General features: G+C 71.5%; 19 protein-coding genes. 6 read left to right on the forward strand and 13 right to left on the reverse strand.

Features of this window, described 5'->3' with window-relative positions:
• Positions 1 to 15: 15 nt before the first annotated feature.
• From ACWDYJ_RS10135 to ACWDYJ_RS10160, 6 genes are all read right to left on the reverse strand, one after another.
• On the reverse strand, positions 16 to 1578 hold the full coding sequence (locus ACWDYJ_RS10135) for a cellulase family glycosylhydrolase (RefSeq protein WP_451565043.1): 1563 nt from the start codon (positions 1576 to 1578) through the stop codon (positions 16 to 18).
• Between the two features lie 281 nt (positions 1579 to 1859).
• Complete coding sequence (locus tag ACWDYJ_RS10140; protein ID WP_451565044.1) at positions 1860 to 2432, reverse strand: putative glycolipid-binding domain-containing protein; 573 nt, start codon at positions 2430 to 2432, stop codon at positions 1860 to 1862.
• A gap of 49 nt (positions 2433 to 2481) precedes the next feature.
• Positions 2482 to 3510 (reverse strand): LacI family DNA-binding transcriptional regulator, encoded by a 1029-nt coding sequence (locus ACWDYJ_RS10145; RefSeq protein ID WP_451565045.1) that lies wholly within the window; start codon positions 3508 to 3510, stop codon positions 2482 to 2484.
• Between the two features lie 29 nt (positions 3511 to 3539).
• Positions 3540 to 4478, reverse strand: a complete 939-nt coding sequence (locus tag ACWDYJ_RS10150; RefSeq protein ID WP_451565046.1) for a carbohydrate ABC transporter permease — start codon at positions 4476 to 4478, stop codon at positions 3540 to 3542.
• Entirely contained in the window at positions 4475 to 5443 is a 969-nt protein-coding gene (locus tag ACWDYJ_RS10155; RefSeq protein WP_451565047.1) for a carbohydrate ABC transporter permease, read from the reverse strand. The genes ACWDYJ_RS10150 and ACWDYJ_RS10155 overlap by 4 nt, the downstream gene beginning before the upstream one ends.
• Positions 5440 to 6741 (reverse strand): ABC transporter substrate-binding protein, encoded by a 1302-nt coding sequence (locus ACWDYJ_RS10160; protein ID WP_451565124.1) that lies wholly within the window; start codon positions 6739 to 6741, stop codon positions 5440 to 5442. The genes ACWDYJ_RS10155 and ACWDYJ_RS10160 overlap by 4 nt, the downstream gene beginning before the upstream one ends.
• A gap of 205 nt (positions 6742 to 6946) precedes the next feature.
• Between ACWDYJ_RS10160 and ACWDYJ_RS10165 the strand changes: the two genes are divergently transcribed.
• Positions 6947 to 8971, forward strand: a complete 2025-nt coding sequence (locus tag ACWDYJ_RS10165; protein WP_451565048.1) for a beta-galactosidase — start codon at positions 6947 to 6949, stop codon at positions 8969 to 8971.
• Positions 8972 to 9071: 100 nt separating this feature from the next.
• On the forward strand, positions 9072 to 10640 hold the full coding sequence (locus ACWDYJ_RS10170; RefSeq protein ID WP_451565049.1) for a glycoside hydrolase family 53 protein: 1569 nt from the start codon (positions 9072 to 9074) through the stop codon (positions 10638 to 10640).
• 66 nt (positions 10641 to 10706) lie between these two features.
• Here ACWDYJ_RS10170 and dgoD read toward each other — a convergent pair whose 3' ends face one another.
• Genes dgoD through ACWDYJ_RS10195 form a run of 5 tightly spaced genes read right to left on the reverse strand, consistent with a single transcriptional unit; the run spans position 10707 to position 15225 of the window.
• Positions 10707 to 11852 (reverse strand): galactonate dehydratase, encoded by a 1146-nt coding sequence (gene dgoD, locus ACWDYJ_RS10175; protein ID WP_451565050.1) that lies wholly within the window; start codon positions 11850 to 11852, stop codon positions 10707 to 10709.
• On the reverse strand, positions 11849 to 12601 hold the full coding sequence (locus ACWDYJ_RS10180; protein ID WP_451565051.1) for an SDR family NAD(P)-dependent oxidoreductase: 753 nt from the start codon (positions 12599 to 12601) through the stop codon (positions 11849 to 11851). The genes dgoD and ACWDYJ_RS10180 overlap by 4 nt, the downstream gene beginning before the upstream one ends.
• 48 nt (positions 12602 to 12649) lie before the next feature.
• On the reverse strand, positions 12650 to 13591 hold the full coding sequence (locus tag ACWDYJ_RS10185; RefSeq protein WP_451565052.1) for a sugar kinase: 942 nt from the start codon (positions 13589 to 13591) through the stop codon (positions 12650 to 12652).
• On the reverse strand, positions 13588 to 14250 hold the full coding sequence (locus ACWDYJ_RS10190; RefSeq protein WP_451565053.1) for a bifunctional 4-hydroxy-2-oxoglutarate aldolase/2-dehydro-3-deoxy-phosphogluconate aldolase: 663 nt from the start codon (positions 14248 to 14250) through the stop codon (positions 13588 to 13590). The genes ACWDYJ_RS10185 and ACWDYJ_RS10190 overlap by 4 nt, the downstream gene beginning before the upstream one ends.
• Positions 14251 to 14268: 18 nt before the next feature.
• The gene (locus tag ACWDYJ_RS10195) at positions 14269 to 15225 is read right to left on the reverse strand and encodes an SMP-30/gluconolactonase/LRE family protein (RefSeq protein WP_451565054.1); all 957 of its coding nucleotides are present in this window, start codon (positions 15223 to 15225) and stop codon (positions 14269 to 14271) included.
• A 137-nt stretch (positions 15226 to 15362) separates the two neighbouring features.
• On the opposite strand from ACWDYJ_RS10195, the gene ACWDYJ_RS10200 reads away from it, so the two are divergent.
• The 3 genes from ACWDYJ_RS10200 (at position 15363) to ACWDYJ_RS10210 (ending at position 18474) form a co-directional block, all read left to right on the forward strand.
• Positions 15363 to 16646 carry an ROK family protein gene (locus ACWDYJ_RS10200; protein WP_451565055.1) on the forward strand — a complete coding sequence of 428 codons (1284 nt, stop codon included), beginning with the start codon at positions 15363 to 15365 and terminating at the stop codon, positions 16644 to 16646.
• Positions 16647 to 16965: 319 nt separating this feature from the next.
• Positions 16966 to 17874, forward strand: a complete 909-nt coding sequence (locus tag ACWDYJ_RS10205; RefSeq protein ID WP_451565056.1) for an SGNH/GDSL hydrolase family protein — start codon at positions 16966 to 16968, stop codon at positions 17872 to 17874.
• An 81-nt stretch (positions 17875 to 17955) separates the two neighbouring features.
• A complete protein-coding gene (locus ACWDYJ_RS10210) occupies positions 17956 to 18474 on the forward strand; it encodes a hypothetical protein (RefSeq protein WP_451565057.1) in 519 nt (172 codons plus the stop codon).
• Between the two features lie 69 nt (positions 18475 to 18543).
• Here ACWDYJ_RS10210 and ACWDYJ_RS10215 read toward each other — a convergent pair whose 3' ends face one another.
• A complete protein-coding gene (locus ACWDYJ_RS10215) occupies positions 18544 to 19518 on the reverse strand; it encodes a helix-turn-helix transcriptional regulator (RefSeq protein ID WP_451565058.1) in 975 nt (324 codons plus the stop codon).
• Between the two features lie 136 nt (positions 19519 to 19654).
• Here ACWDYJ_RS10215 and ACWDYJ_RS10220 point away from each other — a divergent pair, with 136 nt between their 5' ends.
• Complete coding sequence (locus ACWDYJ_RS10220; RefSeq protein WP_451565125.1) at positions 19655 to 20050, forward strand: RidA family protein; 396 nt, start codon at positions 19655 to 19657, stop codon at positions 20048 to 20050.
• Positions 20051 to 20194: 144 nt separating this feature from the next.
• Here ACWDYJ_RS10220 and fusA read toward each other — a convergent pair whose 3' ends face one another.
• On the reverse strand, positions 20195 to 22267 hold the full coding sequence (fusA, locus tag ACWDYJ_RS10225) for an elongation factor G (RefSeq protein WP_451565059.1): 2073 nt from the start codon (positions 22265 to 22267) through the stop codon (positions 20195 to 20197).
• Between the last annotated feature and the right edge of the window lie 130 nt (positions 22268 to 22397).

Raw genomic sequence — 22397 nt, forward strand, 5'->3', positions numbered from 1 at the left:
GATGGGGTGTGCCTCTCAGTCGAGGGCGCGCAGGTGGTCGCGCAGCCCGATGCCGAATGCGGTGGGTGTGCCGTCGTAACTCCTGATCAGGGCCGGACCGGAGGAGCAGTCCCAGGTGTTCCAGGTCCAGCCGAGATAGGAGAGGCCGCGGTCGTCGAACCACTTCATGACGCGGTCGATGAACGCGTGGGCGCAGGTGTTCTCGCCGATCTCACCCGCGACGAGCGGGACCCGGGCGGCGACCGGCGCGAGCGTGGAGTTCCAACAGGCCTCGTTGGAACAGGTGTTGAAGTTGTAGACGTGCCAGGCGGCGGCGAGATTGCCCGCCGGGTCGGTGGGCGCGTACGTGAGCCACTGGCTCAGGTCGTTCGAGTACGCGATCCCCGGAACCAGTACGAGGTTCCTCGCGCCGGTCGCCCGTACCGCGTCCAGCAGGTCCTGCATGCCGGCGACCTCGTAGCCGATGCCGGGGCAGGTACCGCCGTCGCGCCAGCAGGTCCACGCCTGGGTGGCGGTGGACGTGGCACGGTCCGGGTAGGGCTCGTTGAAGAGGTCGAAGACGACGCGGCCGTCACCCTTGAAGGTGTCCGCCACCGAGGTCCAGAAGGCCGGGGTGTACTGGGCGTCGGGCATCGGCTTCTGGCAGGAGGCGTGGACGTCGGAGCAGCCGGCGGAGTTGCCGGTGTACTGGCCCCAGGTCCAGTGCAGTTCGACGATGGGCGTCATGCCGTGGGCCAGGGTGCGGCGCACGAGGTCCTTGACGGCGTTGACGTAGTTCGCGCCCCGGTACTCGGGCTTGATGTTGCCGAGGCCCAGCCAGCACTCCTCGTTGAGGGGGATGCGTACGGTGTTGGCGTTCCAGTCCGCGATGGCCTTCACGGACGCGTCGTCGACCGGGCCGTCGAAGATGCCGTGGCCCTGGACGCACATGTACTCGCCGCCGGAGCGGTTGACGCCGAGCAGCCGGCGGGTGGCGCCGTTCTGGTCGACCAGGCGGTTGCCGGTCACGCTCAGTTCGGGCGCACCGCCGCCCGGGTCGGGCGGATCGGTGGGCCCTGGCGGGTCGGTCGGCCCCGGCGGTTCGGTGGGGCCGGGCGAGTCCGTGTCGCACAGGGTGCCGCCCAGCGTGAACGCGGTGGGCGGCGCCGGGTCGGCGCCCGGGGAGGAGGCGAGGAAACCGGCGGTCACGCTCGCGCCCGTGGCGAGCGAACCGTTCCAGCTCTCGTTGACGGCCGTGACCGAAGTCCCTGACTGGGACCACTTGGCGCCCCAGCCCTGGGTGACCTGCCGGCCGTCCGGGAAGCCGAAGCCGAGGCTCCAGCCGTTCAGCGCGGCCGCGTTGTTGGTGATGGTGACGGACCCTTGGAAACCGCCGGACCACTGGCCTACGACGGAGTACTCCACCGTGCACGCAGGGGCAGCGGCCGCGGCCGCGGCCGGGGACAGGTCCGGGGAGAGAGCGCCGCTCGCTCCTGTGAGCGCTGCTCCCGCCACCACGGTGACCAGGCCGGCGAGTAGTCCGGCCCACGGTCGGGCGAGCGGTCGTGCGGATAATCGGGAACGCGGGGGGTGTCGCATGAGCGACTCCTTGCAGTTCGGGCGCGCTGACGACGCGCCGACTGAAATGGAACCGCTCCCACTGGTGGTGCAGACCGTAGCGGCAAGTCCCGTCAAGCAACAGAGGGGTCGTCAAGAAACCGCGTCGATTTTCTTCGACTCTTCAAGCACCTTGACCGCCAGAGGCCCCCTCCCCATAGTGGGAGCGCTCCCACTGGTACAGAACTTGTTCTCGTTCCACCCGCGCTCCCCTACCAGCCCAAGGAGAGGAACTCGCATGCCACGAGATCGCGGTCCGGGCGTCAGCGCGTGAGGGCGCCGGCCAGGCCCGGGTAGTCCAGGACCAGCGCGTCGTCGTCGAACTCGACATCGCTGCGGAAATCACCGGACTCGTAGCGGATGCGCGCGCCGTGCTCGGCGCGGGCCAGATGTGTGTACGTCTGCCGGTCCGCGCTGACCTCGAGACCCGGGACCGCGACCCAGGCCATCAGGAAATGGCTCGGTCCGGTTCCGGGACGGCGGTGCAGGCCGTGCCGCAGTACGGGCATGGTGTTGGTCAGCGGGCACAGGCCCAGGTCGCAGTCGAGCGCGCCTTCGAGGTCGGGCCGGTGCGCGCCGTCGACCGTCCACCGGCCCCCCTCGTTTCGCAGGTCCAGCGTCCTGGCCGACGCCTCCGTTTCGACGGTGACGTACAGGCGCGAGGTCACGTACTCCTCTGTCGTCTCCAGCGTGTACGTCAGCCAGTACGGCTCCGGGACCAGTCCCACGGCGCGCCCCCGCGCGGTGAGGGCGCGTCCGGAGAGGTCGGCCCAAGCCGTCGAGTATCCCCGGCCGGGCAGGATCTCCCAGGTGCGCACGAGGTGTCGAGTGCCCATACGACGAGCGTACGCCGCCACCGCACGACCACGTCAGCGCGTCACCGCGTCAGGCCGAGCCCCTGTGGACCAGCTCGGTCGGGAGGATGACGGCGGACGGTTCCTCCCCCGCGATCCGGGCGAGCAGCATCCGCACCATCTCGCTGCTGATCCGGTCCCACGGCTGACGCACGGTGGTCAGTCGCGGACGCGTGGACAGGGCGGCCGGCGAGTCGTCGAAGCCGCCCACCGCCACGTCCTGCGGCACCCGGCGCCCGGCCCGCGCCAGTGTGTCCATGACGCCCTGGGCCATGAGGTCGGACGCCACGAACACCGCGTCCACATCGGGCGCGCGCTCCAGCAGCAGTTCGGCCGCCGCCTCGCCGCTCGCGCGGCTGTAGTCGCCGCGCACGATCAGCGACTCGTCGACGGGCAGCCCGTTCTCGGCCAGCACGTCGCGGTATCCGGCGAGCCGCTCCACGCCGCCGGGGGTGTCCGGCGGGCCGGTCACCGTGGCGATCCGGCGGCGCCCGGACTCGTGGAGGTGGCGCACCATCGCGCGGGCCCCTTCCCGGTCGTCGGCCGCGACGTAGCTGACCTTGGCGCTGCGCCCGAGCGGCTTGCCGCAGGCGACCACGGGGACGCCCGCCGCGTCCAGTTCGCTGCCGACCGGGTCGCCGGAGCGGCTGGAGACGAGCAGGACGCCGTCCACGTGTCCGGCCTTGATGTAGCGCAGGTTGCGCCGCCGTTCCGCGTCGGTGCCCGCGATCATGAGCAGGAGGGGGATGTCCTGGGCGGCGAGCGCCTGGGTGCAGGCTCTGAGCAGGACGTTGAAGTTCGGGTCCTCGAAGAACCGCTCCTGCGGTTCGGTCAGCAGGAACGCCACCGAGTCGGACTTGCCGGTGATCAGCGAGCGGGCGTGCCGGTTGACGACGTAACCCGTCTTGCGGATCGCCGCGTTGACGGCGCTCTGCGCCGTCGGGCTGACGTAGTGCCCGCCGTTGAGGACCCGTGAGACGGTGCCGCGCGAGACGCCGGCCTCGCGCGCCACGTCGTGGATCGTCACCGATCGTCGCTTGCCGTCTGTAGCGCGGTTCATGATGTGTGGTTTCCCCTCGTTCCCTGCGATCAGGACTTTACGGCCCCGGAGAGCAGGTCGAGGCTCCAGAACCGTTGAATGACCAGGAACAGGGCGATGAGCGGCACGATGGCCAGAAGTGCGCCGGTGATCACCAGCGTGTAGAGGGCGGGTGTGGCGGAACCCTGTGCGAGCAGGGTGAACAGCCCCACCGTCATGGGGAACTTCGTGTCGTCGCCGAGCATGATGTAGGGCAGCAGGAAGTTGTTCCAGATCGCCACGAACTGGAAGAGGAAGATCGTCACCAGGCCCGGGGACATCATCGGGACGGCGATCCGCAGGAAGATCCGCCATTCGCCGGCGCCGTCCATCCGGGCCGCCTCGACAAGTTCCACGGGGACGGCGGCTTCGGCGTAGATCCGCCCGAGGTAGACGCCGTACGGGGAGAGGATCAGTGGCAGCAGCACCGAGAGGTGGGTGTCCGTCATGCCTGCCTTCGCCATCAGCAGGTACTGCGGGATGGCGAGGATGACCGGGGGCATGAGCACTCCGGCGAGCAGCACGTTGAAGACGGTCTCCCGGCCGCGGAAGCGGTAGAGGGCCAGCGCGTAGCCGGTGATCGCCGAGACGATCGTGGACAGGACGGCGCCCAGGCCGGCGTACAGGGCGGAGTTGCCCATCCACTGCCAGTAGATCCCGTCGCGGTACGCGTCGAGGTCCGTCAGGTTGTCGGCGAAGCCGCTGCCCGGCAGGAAGGTGAAGGTGGAGAACAGTTCCGTGCCCGACTTGGTGGCGGCGACCACCACCCAGGCGACGGGCAGCAGGCAGTACACCGCGCCGAGCAGCAGGGCCGCCGTCGGCAGGAGCGCGATCCGGCGGGGGCGCGGGGCGGCCGTGTCACGGGCCGTACGGCGGGCCCGCGCGGGGACGGCCGCTTCGGGGGTGGCCGCTTCGGGGACGGCTCGTTCGGGAGTGTCCAGCGTGGTCACCGCTTCCCTCCTTGGTTCGTGGCGGAGCGGGAGGCCCTGAGCAGGGTGAAGGAGAGGAGGAAGGTCGCGAGGGCGAGGACCACCGCGGTGGCGGAGGCGGCGTGGATGTTCCCGTTCACGAAGGCGTCGTTGTAGACCTTCATCAGCGGACTCCAGGTGGTGGAGATGCCGTTGGTCAGCGGTTTGAGTGTCGTCGGCTCGCTGAAGACCTGGAGGGTGGCGATGACCGAGAAGAAGAAGGTCAGCACCAGTGAGGGCGCCACCATCGGGATCTTGATGCGCAGGGCGATCTGCAGCGGTGTGGCGCCGTCGAGCTTCGCCGCCTCGTAGACCTCGGCCGGGATGGACCGCAGGGAGGTGTAGATGACGATCATGTTGAAGCCGGTGCCGCCCCAGACGGCGATGTTCGCCAGCGCCAGGAAGAGCGGGCCGCCTTCGAAGAGGTCCGGCTGCGGCAGCCCCGCGCGGTCGAGGACGTAGTGGAAGGGGCTGACGTCCGGCAGGTAGAGGAAGCCCCACAGCAGCGCCGCGACGACGCCGGGGATGGCGTACGGGAGGAAGATCGCCAGGCGGGAGAAGGACCGTGCCCGCACCCGCTCCGTGTCGAGGAGCAGGGCGAACAGCAGGGCCAGGCCGAGCATGACGGGCACGACGATGACGCCGTAGCCGAGGACGCGCAGGGCGCCGTGGCCCAGTTCCGGGTCGGTGAGGGCGGCGGTGTAGTTCTGCGGGCCCGCCCAGACCTCGGTGCGGGCTCCCTTGCCGAGGCCGAGGCCTTGGACCTCGGCCTTGCGCAGGCTGAGCCAGAGCGCGTAGCCGATGGGCAGGGCGAAGAAGAGCAGGAAGAGCACGGCGGCCGGCAGGAGGAAGCCGTACGGGGCTGCCTTGGCCCGGTACCTTCCGTCCGGGCGCCGCGCCCCCCGGCGGGTGGGGGGCGCGGTGGCGGTGGCGGGCGGCACGGTCACGGAGCGACCCCGAAGCCCTGCTTCTTCAGGTCCGCGACGGTGGCGTCCCGCATCCCGGCGAGGGCCGCCGCGAAGTCCGACTTGTTCTTGGCCGCCTCGCCGAACCGGTCCTTGAAGGCGGCGTAGGCGACGTTGACGTTGGGGCCCCAGGCGGCGGGAGCGGTGGTCTTGGTGATCTCGGCGGCCCGCGTGTAGAAGTCGGGCTGGTTGGAGAAGAAGTCGGGCGCCTGGGCGAGCGCGCCACTGGTCTGGGCGGCCGTGGCGGCCGGGTAGATCCCGCTCTCCTTCACCAGGGCGGCGAGCGCCTCGGGGTCGGTGTTGAGCCAGGTCGCGAACTTCGCGGCGGCCGCCTTGTTCTTGGAGTCGGTGGTGACGGCCGTGCTGGAGCCGCCCCAGTTGCCGGTGGAACCGGCGCCCTTGGACCACTGCGGGAGCGGGGCCATGAGCCACTTGCCCTTGGTGTCGGGTGCGGCGGTCGTCAGGGTGCCGGGGGCCCACACCGCGCTGACCCAGGCTATCTGCTCGCCGGTGTTCAGGGCCTTGTTCCAGGCGGGGGTGTACATGGGCTGGTTGTCGATGGCGCCCTCCTTGACCAGGCCGCCCCAGAAGTCGGCGACCTTCTTGGTGGCGGCGTCGTCGATGCCGACCTTCCACTTCTGGCCGTCGTTGGTCCACCACTTGGCGCCCGCCTGCTGGGCGAGGCCGGCGAAGAGGCCGGAGTCGTTGGAGGAGAAGGTGGTCAGCGCCTTGTCCGGGGCCTTCTTCTTCAGTTCGCGGGCGGTCTCGGCGAACTCGTCCCAGGTAGTGGGAACGCTCAGCCCGTACTGCTGGAACAGGTCGGCCCGGTAGTAGAACATCATCGGCCCGGAGTCCTGCGGGACCGCGTAGACGGCATCGGTGCCGAGGGTGGTCTGCTGCCAGATCCCGGGGGCGAACTCGTCCTTGGCGGCGTCGGCCTCCTTGGAGATGTCGGCGAGGGCGTCGTTGCTGACCAGGGTCGGCAGGGCCTGGTACTCGGCCTGGACGAGGTCGGGGGCCTGGTGGGCCTTGGCCGCCGTGATGATCTTGGTGACGAGGTCGTCCCCGGAGGCCTGCTTCTGCACCGTGACCTTGATGTCCGGGTTCTGCCGGTTCCAGAGGTCCGTCACCTTGTCGATGCCGGGCGCCCAGGCCCAGTAGGTGAGCGAGACGGGCCCGGATGCGGCGGCTTCGTCTTCGTCCGCCGATCCGCAGGCGGTGAGCGCGGCCGCGCCGATGACGACGGCTGTGGCGGTGGCCGTAAGGCGACGGTGGAGCATGTGGGACATGGGGCTTCTCCCTGACCGAAGAGGTTTCCGCTCCTACGCGGAAACCGATCATGCGTCTGTGAGCGTTCACAGTAGAGAAACGTCCCGGACACTTGTCAATGGTTGATCACGTGCAGTTGTATTGCGCTATCGCATCGGTCAACGACTGTGCACGTTCACACAAGTTGCAGATTTTGACGCTTCAGGAGAGAGATTCATGCCGGAGACCCCGCCCCGCCCGGGCCTGCGCCAGCTCGCCTTCGGCGGGGACTACAACCCGGAGCAGTGGCCGGAAAGCGTCTGGCGCGAGGACGTCCTGCTGATGCGCGAGGCCGGAGTCACCCTGGTGAGCGTCGGCATCTTCTCCTGGGCCCTGCTCGAACCCGAGCCCGGCGCCCACGACTTCGGCCGGCTCGACCGGATCCTCGGCCTCCTGCACGAGAACGGCATCCAGGTCGACCTCGCCACGCCCACGGTGGCCCCGCCCGCCTGGTTCTACCGCGCCCACCCCGACGCGCTGCCCGTGAGCCGCGAGGGCGTCCGCTACGCCTTCGGCTCGCGCGGCGCGATCTGCCACAGCTCCCCCGCCTACCGCGAGGCCGCCGCCCGCATCACGACCGAGCTCGCCCGGCGCTACGCCGACCACCCCGCCCTCGCCCTGTGGCACGTCCACAACGAATACGGCGTACCGGTCAGCGCCTGCTACTGCGACACCTGCGCCGCGCACTTCCGCCGCTGGCTGGACGCCCGCCACGGCTCGGTCGAGGCGGTCAACGAGGCCTGGGGCACCGCCTTCTGGGGCCAGCGCTACACCTCGTACGAGCAGATCGACCCGCCACGCCTGACCCCCACCGTCGGAAATCCCGCGCAGCAGCTCGACTACCGCCGCTTCGCCGACGCCACGATGCGCGAGAACTTCACGGCCGAACGGGACATCCTGCACCGGCTCTCGCCGGGCGTCCCCGTCACCACCAACTTCATGACGGCCCTCAGCCAGTGCGACTCCGTCGACTACTGGGCCTGGGGCCGCGAGGTCGACCTCGTCACCAACGACCACTACCTGATCACCGACGGCCGGCGCACGCACGTCAACCTCGCCATGGCCGCGGACCTCACCCGCTCGGTCGCGGGCGGCGCGCCCTGGCTGCTGCTCGAACACTCCACGAGCGGGGTCAACTGGCAGCCCCGCAACCCCGCCAAGCGCCCCGGCGAGATGGCCCGCAACTCGCTCGCCCACGTGGCGCGCGGCTCCGAGGGCGCCCTGTTCTTCCAGTGGCGCCAGTCCCGGGCCGGCGCCGAGAAGTTCCACTCCTCGATGCTGCCGCACGCCGGCACCGACTCCCGGATCTGGCGCGAGGTGGTCCGCCTCGGCGCCGACCTCGGGTCGCTGTCGCAGCTGCGGGGCACGCGTACCGTCCCGGACGTGGCCATGGTCTGGGACTGGCAGTCCTGGTGGGCGCAGAGCCTTCAGTGGCGTCCCAGCGAGGACCACGACGCCCGCGAGCGCGCCGACAGTTTCTACGAGGCGCTCTACGACCGGCACCTGACCGTCGACTTCGCCCACCCCGAGGCCGACCTGTCGGCCTACCCGCTGGTCGTCGTACCGGCGCTCTACCTCGCGTCCGAGGCCGCCGGGGCCAATCTGCGCCGCTACGTCGAGGACGGCGGCACGCTCGTCGTCTCCTACTTCTCCGGCATCGTCGACGAGCACGACGCCGTACACCCCGGCGCCTACCCCGGTGTACTGCGCGACGTGCTGGGATTGAGCGTCGAGGAGTGGTCGCCGCTCGGTGAGGGCGAGACCGTACGGATCACCGGCCCGGGGGAGGCCTCGCTCAGCGCCGACGTGTGGACCGAGTTCGTGGTGCCGCGCGGGGCCGAGACCGTGTGGGCGTACGCCGACGGCCCGGCTGCCGGGGGCCCCGCCGTCACCCGGCACCGCCTGGGCCGGGGCACCGCCTGGTACGTGGCCTCCCGGCTCGGCGCGGGCGCGCTGGACACGGTCCTGGAGGCCGCCTGCGAGGACGCCGGCATCGCGCCCCGCACCGAACTGCCGCGTGACGTCGAGGTGGTGCGCCGCCGCGGCGAGGGCGGGGAGTACCTCTTCGCCCTCAACCACACCGCGCACGACGCCAAGGTGCCGCTCCACGCGCCGGGCACCGAGCTGACCGGCGGTGAGCGGGTCGCCGGCCGGCTGACCGTGCCGGCGGGCGCGGTGAAGGTCGTACGGCTCGACCCCTGACCTGCCCTCTCCCCCACAAGCCCCCGGGGGCGGCCGCGGAGCCGCCGGCCGTCCCCGGGTCCATCCGCACGATCCCCCCACCGTCGAAGGGACAGCGACGATGCACGCCCCGCCACGAGGAGTTCTTCGTACCCTGCTCAGAACCGCCGCCGTATCCGTGCTCGGCGCCCTGCTGATCACCGCACTACCGGGCCGGCAGGCACACGCCGCCTCCACTCTCGCCAACCCCGGTTTCGAGTCCGGGACTTCGAGCTGGTCGAGCTATTCCGCAACCGGTCAGGAATCGGCCTCGTTCGCCGAGGCGGGCGGACACGGCGGCAGCAGCCGCCTGTCCCACTGGTCCTCGTCCGCGTACAAGGTGGAGACGTACCAGTACCTGTCCGGCCTGGCCAACGGGAGCCACACGCTCACCGCGTGGGTCCGCTCCAGCGGCGGCCAGAACTCCGCCTACCTCGCTCTGCGCAACTGCGGCGGCGCGGAGCAGCGCACCGACCTGCCGCCCACTCTCAACGGGGCGTGGATACGCCTGGTCGCCTCGGTCAATGTGACCGGCGGGCAGTGCACGGTGAGCATCAACTCCGATGCCCGCGCCGGGAACTGGATCAACGTCGACGACCTCACCTTCACGCCCGGGTCGACCGGTCTCAGTGTCAGGGGCGTCGACGTCTCCACGCTGAAGAAGAGCGAGGACCTCGGCGGCGTCTACCGCTCCAGCGGCGGCGCGGCCGGTGACGGGCTCGCCCTGCTGAGGTCGGCGGGCGCCGACTACGGCCGGCTCAAAGTCTGGGTGAATCCGGCCGACGGCTACAACAACAAGGCCCGCGTCCTGCAGACGGCCCAGCGCATCAAGGCGCAGGGCATGAAGCTGCTGGTCGACTTCCACTACTCCGACACCTGGGCCGACCCCGGCGCCCAGTCCAAGCCGGCCGTCTGGGCCTCCCACTCGTACAGCCAGTTGAGGACGGACGTCTACAACCACACCTACGACGTGCTGAACGCCCTCAAGGCGCAGGGCACCACCGCCGACATGGTGCAGATCGGCAACGAGATCAACACCGGCATGCTCTGGCCGGAGGGTTCCTCGGACAACTGGTCGCAGCTCGCCGGGCTGCTGAAGTCCGGCGCGTCCGCCGCCAAGGCGGTCTCCTCGTCCACCCAGGTCGCCCTCCACCTGGCCCACGGCGGCGACAACAACCTGTACCGCTGGTGGTTCGACAACGCCACCGCGCAAGGCGTGGGCTTCGACGTCATCGCCCTGTCCTTCTACGGCTACTGGCACGGACCGCTGTCCGCCCTCCAGGCCAACCTGGACGACATCTCGGCCCGCTACGGCAAGCGGGTCCTGGTCGCCGAAACGGCGTACGCCTTCCGGCTGGACAGCGAGGACGGCCACGAGAACATCATCGACACCACGGCGGAACTGATCCCCGGTTACCCGGCGAGCGCGGCCGGGCAGGCCGCCTGGCTGCGCGACGTGATGAACGTCGTCGAGGCCGTGCCGAACGGCCGCGGCCTCGGCGTCGTTTACTGGGAGCCGACCTGGACGGCGGTCACCGGCAACGGCTGGGACCCGGCCGACCCCTCCTCCGGCAACGGCTGGGAGAACCAGGCCCTGTTCGACTACGACAGCAGACTGCTGCCGGCGGCGAGCTGGCTGGGTCACCGCTGATCCGACGTACCGAACCCCGTAGGGGGCGGGCTCTCACGAGCCCGCCCCCTACGGCTGTTCCCGCTCCTACCACTCGGCCACGGAGCCGTCGTCCCGCCGCCAGACCGGGTTGCGCCAGCGGTGGCCGCTCTCCGCGGCGCGCTCCACGGCCTTCTCGTCGATCTCGATGCCCAGGCCGGGGGCCGTGAGCAGTGCGACGTGGCCGTCGTCGTACTGGAAGACCGACCGGTCGACGAGGTAGTCGAGGAGGTCGGAGCCGGTGTTGTAGTGGATGCCGAGGCTCTGCTCCTGGATCAGGAGGTTCGGTGTCGCGAAGCCGACCTGGAGGCAGGCGGCCAGCGCGATCGGCCCGAGCGGGCAGTGCGGGGCGAGCGAGACGTCGTACGCCTCTGCCATGGCGGCGATGCGCCGCACCTCCGATATGCCGCCCGCGTGGGACAGGTCGGGCTGGGCGACGGCGATGCCCTGCTGGAGCACCTTCTTGAAGTCCCAGCGGGAGTAGAGCCGTTCGCCGGTCGCGATCGGGATGCTGGTGGAGCGGACGATGTCGCCGATGTGGTCGCTCATCTCGGGGACGAGCGGTTCCTCGACGAAGAGCGGCAGGTAGGGCTCCAGCAGCGGCAGGACCCGTCGGGCCATGGCGCTGGTGAGCCTGCCGTGGAAGTCGATCGCGATGTCGAAGCGGTCGCCGACGGCCTCGCGGACGCTCGCGACCCGCTCCACGATGCCGTGGACGGCCTCGGGGGTGTCGATGAGCCGCAGCTGCGCCGATGCGTTCATCTTGATGGCGGTGAAGCCCTGTGCCTTGCGGTCGAGCGCGGCCCCGGCGACCTCGTCGGGGCGGTCGCCGCCGATCCAGCTGTAGACGCGGGCCCGGTCGCGGACGTTTCCGCCGAGCAGCTGCCACACGGGGACGCCCAGGGCCTTGCCGGCGATGTCCCACAGGGCCTGGTCGATGCCGGCGACCGCGCTGGAGAGCACGGGGCCGCCGCGGTAGAAGCCGCCCTTGGTCAGGACCTGCCAGTGGTCCTCGATGCGCATCGGGTCCTTGCCGACGAGGTGGTCGGCAAGCTCGTCCACGGCGGCGGCGACGGTGTGGGCCCGCCCCTCGACGACGGGCTCGCCCCAGCCGGTGACGCCCTCGTCGGTCTCGATGCGCAGGAAGCACCAGCGGGGGGCGACGAGGTAGGTGCGCAGGGACGTGATCTTCACTTGGACTCCTTCTTCACGGTCCAGCCGCCGTCCACGACGAGGTTGGTTCCGGTGATGTACGCGGCGTCGTCGGAGGCCAGGAAGGCGACGGCGGCCGCGACTTCCTCGGGCCGGCCGAGCCGGCCGAGGGCGGTGGCACGGGCGGACATCCGGCGGTCCTCCTCCGCCACGTCGTCCCAGACGTCGGTGAGGATGGGCCCGGGCAGGACGGAGTTGAAGCGGATCTCCGGTCCGTACTCGACGGCGAACTGCCGTACGAGGGCGCACATGCCGCCCTTGGAGGCGGCGTAGGCGGGGTAGCCGGGGAGGCCGAAGTCGGCGTGCACGCTGGAGGTGGCGATCAGGCTGCCGCGCTCGGCGCGCAGGTCGTCGAGGAAGGTGCGGAGCGCGAGGTAGAGGGCCTTGAGGTTGACGGACAGCTCCCGGTCCCAGCTCTCGGGCGGGAGTTCGTGCGCGGGGGCGGGGGTGTGGGTGAAGGCGTTGCTGTGGACGATGCCGACCGGGCCGAACCGGGCATGGGCGCGCTCGCGCAGGGCGGCCCAGTCCTGTTCGCGGGAGACGTCGCAGTGCACGTAGAGCGCGTGGCCGCCGGTGGAGCGGATGCGGGCGGCCACTTCCTCCCCTGCCTGGTCGGCGATGTCGGCGAGGACGACGGCGGCGCCGTGGGCGGCGAGTCGTTCGGCGCTCGCGGCGCCGATTCCGGAGGCGGCGCCGGTGACGACGGCGGTCCTGCCCGAGAAGTGGTTCATGTAGGTGTTCCTGTCGGTGTGCGGGGGCGATGGGAGAGCCGGGGCGGCTCAGCGGCTCACGTCCTGGCTGTCGAGGAGTCCGAGTTCGCCGCGGCGCGGCAGCCCTTCCCAGTCGCCCGGGACCGAGACGGCGAAGGCCCCGCAGAGGGCGGCGCGCCGCAGGCGTTCGGCGGGGGCCGCGCCGTCGAGGAGGCCGGAGAGGTAGCCGGAGACGAAGGCGTCCCCGGCCCCGATGGGATCCACGCTGGTGACGGGGACGGCCTCCTGGAGGAGGACGTCGGCTCCGACGCGTGCGAGCGCGCCTCGCGCGCCGAGCTTGATGACCGTCTCGCGGGGACCGAGGGCGCCGAGCGCCTCGGCCATCCGCGCGGGCTCGTCCTCGTCCACGAGGAGCGAGGCCTCCTCCGGCCCTGCGAAGAGGACATCGGTGAGCGGCAACAGGGCGGCGAGTTCCGCGGTCGCGTCCCCGCGACTCCACAGCTGGGCACGGTAGTTGACGTCGAGGGACACCGTGACCCCGGCCGACCGGGCGATCCGGACCGCGCCCCGCACGGCCGACCGGGCGGATGCGCTGAGCGCGGGGGTGATGCCGGTGACGTGGAGGACCGTGGCTCCGGCTATCAGGCGCGCGTCCAGGTCTTCGGGACACAGGCGGGACCCGGCCAGCCCGTCGCGGTAGTAGGTGACGCGCAGGCGGTCGGCGGTGCGGCGTTCGCGGAGCATGAGGCCGGTCGGCGCGGTGGGGTCGATGCGGCAGTGCGACACGTCGACGCCTTCGGCCCGCAGGCCTGCCCAGATCATCGTCCCGGCGGCGTCGTCGCCGATCCGGCCGGTCCAGGCGGCGGAGTGTCCGAGGCGGCTGACGCCGATGGCGACGGTGGCCTCGGCGCCCGCGAAGCCCAGCCGCGCGGTGGCTCCGCCGGCCAGTGGCCCCGGTTCGGTGGCGGCCACGACGGCCATGGCCTCGCCGAGGGTGACGAGCTCGGTCATCGGCGGATCCCGTCGAGGAGCCGGGCCGCACGCTCCCGCAGGGCACCGAGGTCGCCGCCGCTCTCGCAGGCGTCGCCGATCAGCGGGCCGCCCATGCCGAGGGCCGCGGCGCCCGCCGCCAGGTAGGCCGGTGCCGCGTCGAGGTCGATGCCGCCGGTGGGGACGAGCGGTATGCCGGGCAGGGGCGCCCGGATCGCCCGCAGGTACGAGGGTCCGCCGACCGAGGCGGGGAACAGCTTCACCATCGCGGCGCCCGCCCGCCAGGCGGTGAGGATCTCGGTGGGGGTGAGGGCGCCGGGGAGCACGGGCACGCCGAGCCTGCGTGCCTCGGCGATGACGTCGAGGCCGGTGGCGGGGGTGATGAGGTAGCCGGCACCGGCTTCCACCGCGCGCTGGGCGTCGGCGGGGGTGGTCACGGTTCCCGCGCCGAGGGCGAGCCCGGCGGGCGCGGCGTCGGCGTACTCGCGCAGGGCGTCCAGGACACCGGGGGTGGTCAGGGTGAACTCGACGGCGCGGATGCCCTCCGCCCGGAGGGTGTCGGCGACTTCGGCGAAGCGGTCGGCGGCGGTGGCCCGCAGGATCGCGATGACGGGGACGGCGTCCAGGGCGGCCCGGAGGTCGGTCATGGCGGCCGCCTCGTGGGGGTCGGTGCGGGACATGGCGGGGTTCTCTCTTCGTCAGGGGCTGGTCGGGCGGGCGTCGGCGGGGTGCGCGCCGGCGCGGGAGTCGTCGTACGGGGTGGCGGGGAGGCCGGTGGCACCCGGTCGGCAGACGAAGAGCCGTCCGGCGTCCGGTTCGGCGCGCAGCTGTGTGTCGGTCAGGCCCTCGGCGGCGGCGGTGGTGATGACGAGGACGTCGAGTTCCGGCCCGGCGAAGGTGCAGCTGGTCACATGTGAGGTTGCAACGTCAACGACGGCGTACGGGGCGCCGTCCGGCGTATAGGCCCTGACTTCGCCCGCCCCCCAGACCGCCACCCAGACGCGGCCCTCTGCATCCACGGTCAGTCCGTCGGGCACTCCCCCGTCGAGCGTGGCGAAGGGCCGGCGTCCGCCGATCGCCCCGCTGTCGAGGTCGTAGTCGAAGACGTCCACGCGGCCGGTGGGGCTGTCGGCGTAGTAGAGCAGCCGCCCGTCCGGGCTCCAGCCCAGGCCGTTGGAGATGGTCACGGATTCGATGAGGGTGACGAGTCCGGCCGGACCGAGGCTGTAGAGGCTTCCCGCGCCCGGGGTGTCGTCGTAGGCCTTCGTCCCGGCGAGCAGCCGCCCGCGGGGATCGCATTTGGCGTCGTTCATCCGCCGCGGCGGATGCGTGCCCTCGTCGGGAAGGCCGATGGTGGCGATCGCAGCGGGCGGCCACTGCCCGTCGAGCCGCAGCACGGACATGCCCGTGGCGGCGAGGAGCGCTCCCGACCGGCAGGGGACGACGGCGCCGACCGGCCGGTCCAGGGCCACCGTGCCGTACGACGACACATCGGGCAGGGCGGGGTCGTCGGGACGCGGGACGAGGGCGCCCCGGTGGATCAGTGCCCGCGGGATGTCCACCCACAGCAGTTCGCGCTGTCGGCCGTCCCAGACGGGGCCTTCGGACAGTTGCCCGGGCGGTGGTGAGCAGGGCACGGCTGTGAGTCGCAGCATCGGACCTCCTGGTTCCGCCAGTAAAGCTAGGGGTTCGTCTAACGGTTGTAAATATCCGGGGGCCACTTCTTCCAATCCCTTGAATAAGCTGGGCGCACCCGAACCGGAGATCCCGGCCGAAGCGAAGGACAGATGTGATGATCAAGCGGACATCGCAGGACATTCGCCGCCTGAACCGGTTCGAGGTACTGCGCCGCGTCTACGCCGGCCCGGCGCACCTGAGCAGGCAGGACATCGCGGCGGCCACCGGCCTGTCCTTCGCCACAGTCGCCAACCTCACGGCCGAGCTGCTGGAGGCGGGCGTACTGGTGGAAGCCGGCCACGAGGGCTCCAGCGGCGGCCGTCCACGGGCGCGGCTCGCCGTCAACGCGAACCGCGGCGCGCTGATAGGCATCGACATCGCCGAGACCGCCGTCCACGCGGAACTCTTCGACCTCGCGCTGAGCGTCCTGCACACCGTCGACCGGGGGCTCCCCCAGGGCGAGGTCCGGCCGGCCGACGTCGTCGACCAGATCGCCGCGGCGGTCGAGGACCTGCTGAGCAGCTCCGGCATGGACCGTCAGCGGGTCCTGGGCGCCGGGGTCAGCGTCCCGGGCATGGTCGAGCGCGAAGGCGGCGTATCGGCGTTCTCACCGTACTGGGCCTGGCACGACGTGCCGCTGGGGGCCCTGCTCGCCGAGCGGCTGGAGATGCCGCTGTACCTGGACAACCCGCTCAAGGCGAGCACGGTCGCGGAGATGTGGTTCGGCGCCGGACGCGAGGTCGACAACCTCGTCGTCGTCACGCTCCGCGCGGGCGTCGGCGCGGGCATCGCCGTCGACGGCGCCCTGTACCGGGGCTCAACGAACAGCGCCGGCGAGTGGGGCCACACCTGCCTGGTCCTGGACGGCCGCCTCTGCACGTGCGGCAACCGGGGCTGCGTCGAGGCGTACGTGAGCACGCGCGGGATCGTCCGGACCTGGCGCGGGGCGTCCGCCGACGACCAGGCGCGCGGGCCGCGGAACCCTCCGCACATCGACGAGGACGCGGCCGCCCTGGAGGCACTGGCCCGCGCGGCCTCCGACGGCGACCCGGCCGCCACCGCGGCGATCGCCGAGACCGGCCGCTATCTGGGCGCGGCCGTGGCCAACCTCGTCAACCTCTTCAACCCGGAGGTGGTCGTCCTCGGCAGCGAGGTCGTCGACCGGCTCGGCGAGCAACTGCTCGGGGAAACCCGCGAGTCGGTGGCCCGGCACGCGCTTCCCCTGCCGTTCCGCGCGATGCGGCTGTCCCGCAGCGCGCTGCCGTACAACGCGGTGAGCCGGGGCGCCGCGACCTTCGCGCTGGAGGGGTTCCTCAACGACCGGGACGTGTTCGGCCCGGTCAGCCGAGCCCGGCAGGCCAAGGACCGACTGCCGGGGGCCGCGCCCGTACAGCCTTGACGAGCACGGCTGTCAGCGCGGCAGGGCGCCGCGCACGGCACGGGCGCAACCACCGGCCCTGACGGCGTGAAGACGCGAGGCCCGACGCCGATCGGGTCGAACAGCCCCCAGAACCCGAGCCGGGGCGCCACTCCCCCACCCGCGGGCCCACCAGCCTCGTAGGGATCCCACCACGCGCCGCTGTCGGGGCCCTGTACGGCCGCCCGTGCGCGGAGTCTTGACGTCCCGTCACATGGGCCACATATTACGTGCGAGTAAACCGACGGGTAACCGTGCGCAGCCCCTCGCGTTCCCTCCCCCCACCCTGAGAGGCACCGCCATGCGATCAGTCCGATCGAGTCGTCCTGCCCGCACGACCGTAGCCGCCGTCGCCGCCTCGGCGGCCCTGGCCGCCACGACCGGCCTCGGCGCGAGCACCGCCTCGGCCGCCGACGCCCACGGCGCCACCGCGTCCACCGCGTCCACCGCCCTCAACCGCTATGTGGCTCTGGGCGATTCGTACGCCTCCGGGGCAGGAGTGCCGGATCAGGTCGACTCCGCCTGCGCCCGCTCACACCGCAACTACCCCGCGCTGGTCAACGCCGCACTGGCCCCCGCCGCCCACAAGGACGTCACCTGCGGAGGCGCCACCACCGTTCACATGACCTCCGCTCAGAACGCTTCCGCACCACCGCAGTTGGACGCGTTGAGCGCCGACACCGATCTGGTCACGCTCACCATCGGCGGCAACGACGTCGGCTTCGCCGGCATCATCCTGCGCTGCGTGACCCTCGGCGCGTTCAACCCGGGCGGCTCGCCCTGCAAGACGAGCTACACCTGGACCGGCACCGACCAGCTCGCCGCCGCCGTCAACGCCACCGCCCCGAAGATCGCCGCCACCCTCGACGGCATACGTCAACGCGCCCCCCGGGCCAGGATCCTGGTCACGGGCTACCCCGCCATCCTCCCCGACGACGGCACCAACTGCCCGTCGGTCGTCTCGATAGCCAGGGGCGACGCCCCCTGGCTGCGGGACACCCACAAGCGGCTCAACACGATGATCGCCTCCCAGGCCGCCGCACATGGCGCCGTCTACGTCGACACCTACACCAAGTCCATCGGCCACGACATCTGCAAGCCGGCCGGTACGCGCTGGATGGAACCGCTCGTCACGAACGCCGCCGCGCCGTTCCACCCCAATGCCGCAGGCGAGCAGGCGATGGCGGAAGCCGTCCTCGCCACCCCCTGACGGGTCGGCAGCGGGAGCGGGCGTGGGGCCGAATAATGGGTGATGTACCGCCAGTTCGCACCGCACTGAAGGACTTCACCCATGAACGACCCGTACCCGGACCGAAGGCCCGTCGTCGACACGCACTTCGGTGCGATCACCGTCCGGCAGGACGGCCAGGACCGCATCGAGGTGGACGGCGAAGGCATACCCCGCGTGACCCTGGAGCGTGACCCCGAGTCGCAAGTGGACCCGCGGACCGCCATCGGCACCCGCGACCCGGCTCGGCTCACCATGAGGATCGACGGCCGGGAAGTCGAGCTGAAGCCGGCGAAGGGCGGCCTGAGCAGGCGTTCGTACCGGGTGGACGTAAAGTATGACGGAGCGGACTACCGCCTGGTCCCGGACTCCGTTCCCAGCAGTCGCCTCACCCGCGACGGCCTACGCATCGGCGATTTCTCCTCGGACGGTGACGAGTTGGTCATCGCCGAATGGAAGGAGGGCGCCGAGGTCCGGCCGGTGGACGCGTCGATCGGCTACGCCCTGGCCTCGGCCTTCGGTACGGGGGGCCAGCCGATGTGGATGATGATCGCCGACGGTGTGAGCGGGGCGCTCCCCTAACTGATCGTTTCAGATTGAGGTGCGGAGGGTCCGGTGTGAGCCTCCCCCGAATGAGTCGGCTTCTCAATCTCAGGATGAGTCTCCGTAGCGGGTGGCGATCGCGGCGGCGCGGTTGCGCAGGGAAGTGCGCAACGACTGCGGGGATAGGGCTTCCGCGTCCATGCTGAGCTGCCACAGCGCCCATTCGGCGTGTCGTGAATCTTGGAAGGTCACCTCCAGCCGCAGCCGGCCGTCTGTGTCGGGTTCTTCCGCGCGGACGGCCAGCGCGGTGTCCAGGAGCTCCTCCCGCCGCGCCGGGTTCACCCGTACCAGCACGGTGATGTGGTCGCCGCCGGAGAGGAACCGCGCGGAGCGTTCCCGCCAGATCCGGTCCAGATCGACCCGGTTGGGTCGCTGTGCCGCTTCGGGGAGTTCCTCGGCGGCCAATACCCGCGACAGCCGGTAGGTGCGGTCCGCGCCAGATCTCGTGGCCAGCAAGTAGCCCCGGTCGCGTACGGTGACCAGGCCGATCGGGTCCACCGTGCGCCACTGTGGTGTCTGGCCCGTGGCCGCGTAGTGGATGCGCAGCTTGTGTCCGGTGAGCACCGCGCGCCTGACCTCGATCATTGTGGTGTCGGGTACGTCCTCAGTGACCAGCCGGCGTGAGAGCAGGTCGCTCTCCGGGTCGACGAGAATGCGCCGGGCCGCGTCGCTCGCGGAGGCCCGGTGGCTTTCCGGCAGCGCGTCGACCACCTTCCGCATGGCCGAAGCGAGCGCCGAGCCGAGGCCGAACACCTGCTCGCCGCGCCCCGATCCGGCGGTCAGCAGGGCGAGGGCCTCGTCGTGGTTCAGTCCGGTGAGCTCGGTCCGGAAACCGGGCGACAGCACGAAACCGCCGTGCCTGCCGCGTTCGGCGTAGACCGGGACGCCGGCCGCGGACAGCGCCTCGATGTCGCGCAGCACGGTGCGGGTGGACACCTCGAGCTCGCGGGCCAGCGTGTCCGCTGTCAGCCGACCGCGCTGGCGCAGCAGTAGCACCAGTGAGACCAACCGGTCGGCGCGCATACGAGAACTTTAACGGAATACATGACTGAGGGTGTCGTGATTTGTTGGGAGGCTCGTTGACGCGACGTCGAAGCCGGCGGCTGCCGGGCCGATGGACGTACGTACTCCCGATGAATCGAATGGAGCTGTTGTGGCAGTGGAACGAACGGCGGTCAACCCGGTGACGTGGTCGGTGGAGATGGGCTTCAACCAGGGTGAGGTCGTCTCCGGGCACACACGGACCCTGTACATCTCGGGGCAGACCGCGATGAGCGGCGACGGAAAGCCCCAGCATGACGGTGACATGGCGGCGCAGTTGGCGCTGAGCATCGACAACGTGGAGGCCGTGCTCGGCGAGGCCGGCATGTCTCTCGCGAACCTCGTCCGGCTCAACGTCTACACGACCGACGTCGATCTGCTTTTCCAGCACTACGGCGTGCTGGCGGCGCGGTTGGGCGCCGCCGAGGTGGCGCCGACCACCACGATGCTCGGGGTGACGCGACTGGCGATCCCCGGCCAGATGGTCGAGCTCGAGGGGACCGCCGTCGCGTAACGCGACCTCGCCGCTCCTTCTACTCGTGCCGGTCGAACCGGCACGAGTAGCAGGGCGCCGCTCAACGGCTGGTGGGCCATGGGCTGCGGACGCCCGGCGTGCCCGGTGCCCCGCCCCCTCGGGTCGGGGTGGGGGCACGGGTGGCTATCGGGTCAGCACCGCCGCCGCGACCGACTGGGGTACCGGTGCGAGCGCCGCCGGGCGGGTGGTGAAGGTGCCCCGGCCCTGGGTCCGGCCGCGCAGCCGGGACGCGTAGCCGAACAGTTCGGCCAGCGGCACGGACGCCGTGATCACCGCCGTGCCGGCTTCGGCGGTCGAGGCCGAGACCCGGCCCCGGCGGGCCGCGAGGTCGCCGAGGACCGCCCCGACGCCGTCTTCCGGGACGGTCACCGTGACCTCGACGACCGGCTCCAGCAGCTCCACCGTGCTCGCCCTCAGGGCTTCGCGCAGCGCGAACCGGCCCGCCGCCCGGAACGCCATCTCCGAGGAGTCCTTGGAGTGGGTCGCCCCGTCGGTGAGCGTGACGCGCAGCCCGGTCACCGGGAACCCGCCGAGCGGGCCCTCGGCGAGGGCGTCGCGGCAGCCGGCCTCCACGGCGCGCGCGTACTCCTGGGGCACCCGGCCGCCGACGACCGTCGACCGGAACGCGAAGCCTCCCTCCTCCATCGGTTCGACGTCCAGGACGACGTGCGCGAACTGGCCCGCGCCACCGTCCTGTTTGACGTGGCGGTAGACCAGGCCGCTGACCCCGCGTACGACGGTCTCCCGGTAGGAGACCTGCGGCCGGCCGACGACGACCTCCACCCCGTGGCCGCTGCGGATCTTCTCCACCGCGACCTCCAGATGCAGTTCGCCCATTCCCGACAGCACGGTCTGGCCGGTTTCCGCGTCGGACCGCACCACCAGGGAGGGGTCCTCCTCGGCGAGCCGTGCCAGCGCCGACGAGAGCCGGCCGGTGTCGCTGCCCCGGCGGGCCTCGACGGCCACCGACACGACCGGTTCGGCCACCGACGGCGGTTCGAGGACGATCGGCTCTCCCGGCGCGCACAGGGTCGTGCCGGCCCGGGCGGCCTTGAGCCCGATCACCGCGACGATGTCACCGGCGACGGCCTCCTCCCGTTCCTCGTGCCGGTCCGCCTGCACGCGCAGGATCCGGCCGACCCGTTCCGTACGGCCCGTGCCGGCGTCGAGTACGGACGCGCCCTTGCGCAGCGTGCCCGCGTAGACCCGCAGGTAGGTGAGCCGCCCGGTCGCCGTGGCGGTCACCTTGAAGGCGAGGGCCGCGAACGCTTCCGCCGGGTCGGGGGCGCGCTCGCGTTCCACGCCGCCGACCGTTCCGCGCACCGGCGGCATGTCGGCGGGCGACGGCAGGTACGCCAGGACCGCGTCCAGCAGCGGCTCGATCCCGCGGTTGCGGTACGCCGAGCCGCACAGCACCACGACACCCTCCCCGCGCAGCGTCAGCTCGCGCAGGGCGCGGACCAGGGTCCGCCCGGTCAGCGCCGAAGCCGCGCAGAACTCCTCCAGCGCCTCCGGATGGAGTTCGGCCACCGCCACCTCCAGGAGGTGGCGGCGCCGCTGCGCCTCCTCCCGCAGCGGCTCGGGCACCGGCCCCGTCTCATACGTGTCGGAGCCGGCGTGCCAGAGCAGCGCGCGCATGGCGACCAGGTCGACGACTCCCGTGAAACCGTCCTCGCTTCCGATGGGCAGCTGGACGACCAGGGGGACGGCGCCGAGCCGTTTCCTGATCGAGGCGACCGCCGTGTCGAGGTCGGCGCCCGCCCGGTCGAGCTTGTTGACGAACGCGATCCTCGGCACGCCGTGCCGGTCGGCCTGCCGCCACACCGACTCGCTCTGCGGTTCCACCCCGGCGACGGCGTCGAACACCGCGACCGCCCCGTCCAGCACCCGCAGGGAGCGCTCGACCTCGTCGGAGAAGTCGACGTGGCCGGGGGTGTCGATCAGGTTGACGCGATGTCCGCCCCAGGCGCAGCTGACGGCCGCGGCGAAGATGGTGATGCCGCGGTCGCGTTCCTGGGCGTCGAAGTCCGTGACGGTCGTTCCGTCGTGGACCTCGCCGCGCTTGTGGATGGCGCCGGTCGCGAAGAGGACGCGCTCGGTGATGGTGGTCTTGCCCGCGTCGACGTGGGCGAGGATGCCCACGTTGCGGACGGTGGCGAGGGAAGTGGTGGTGCGGAGGCGGTCGTTGGCGCGCATGGCCCGGGGCCTTTCGAATGACGCGGAAGAGGGCGGCGCGATTCCCGGACGGCAGGCCGACGTCCGCCCCGCCGGTCTCCCACCGGGCGCACGGGACTGTCCTGCGGGCAGGAGGGAGCCGCGTATCGGG

This window comes from Streptomyces sp. NPDC003042 (genome assembly GCF_053591315.1).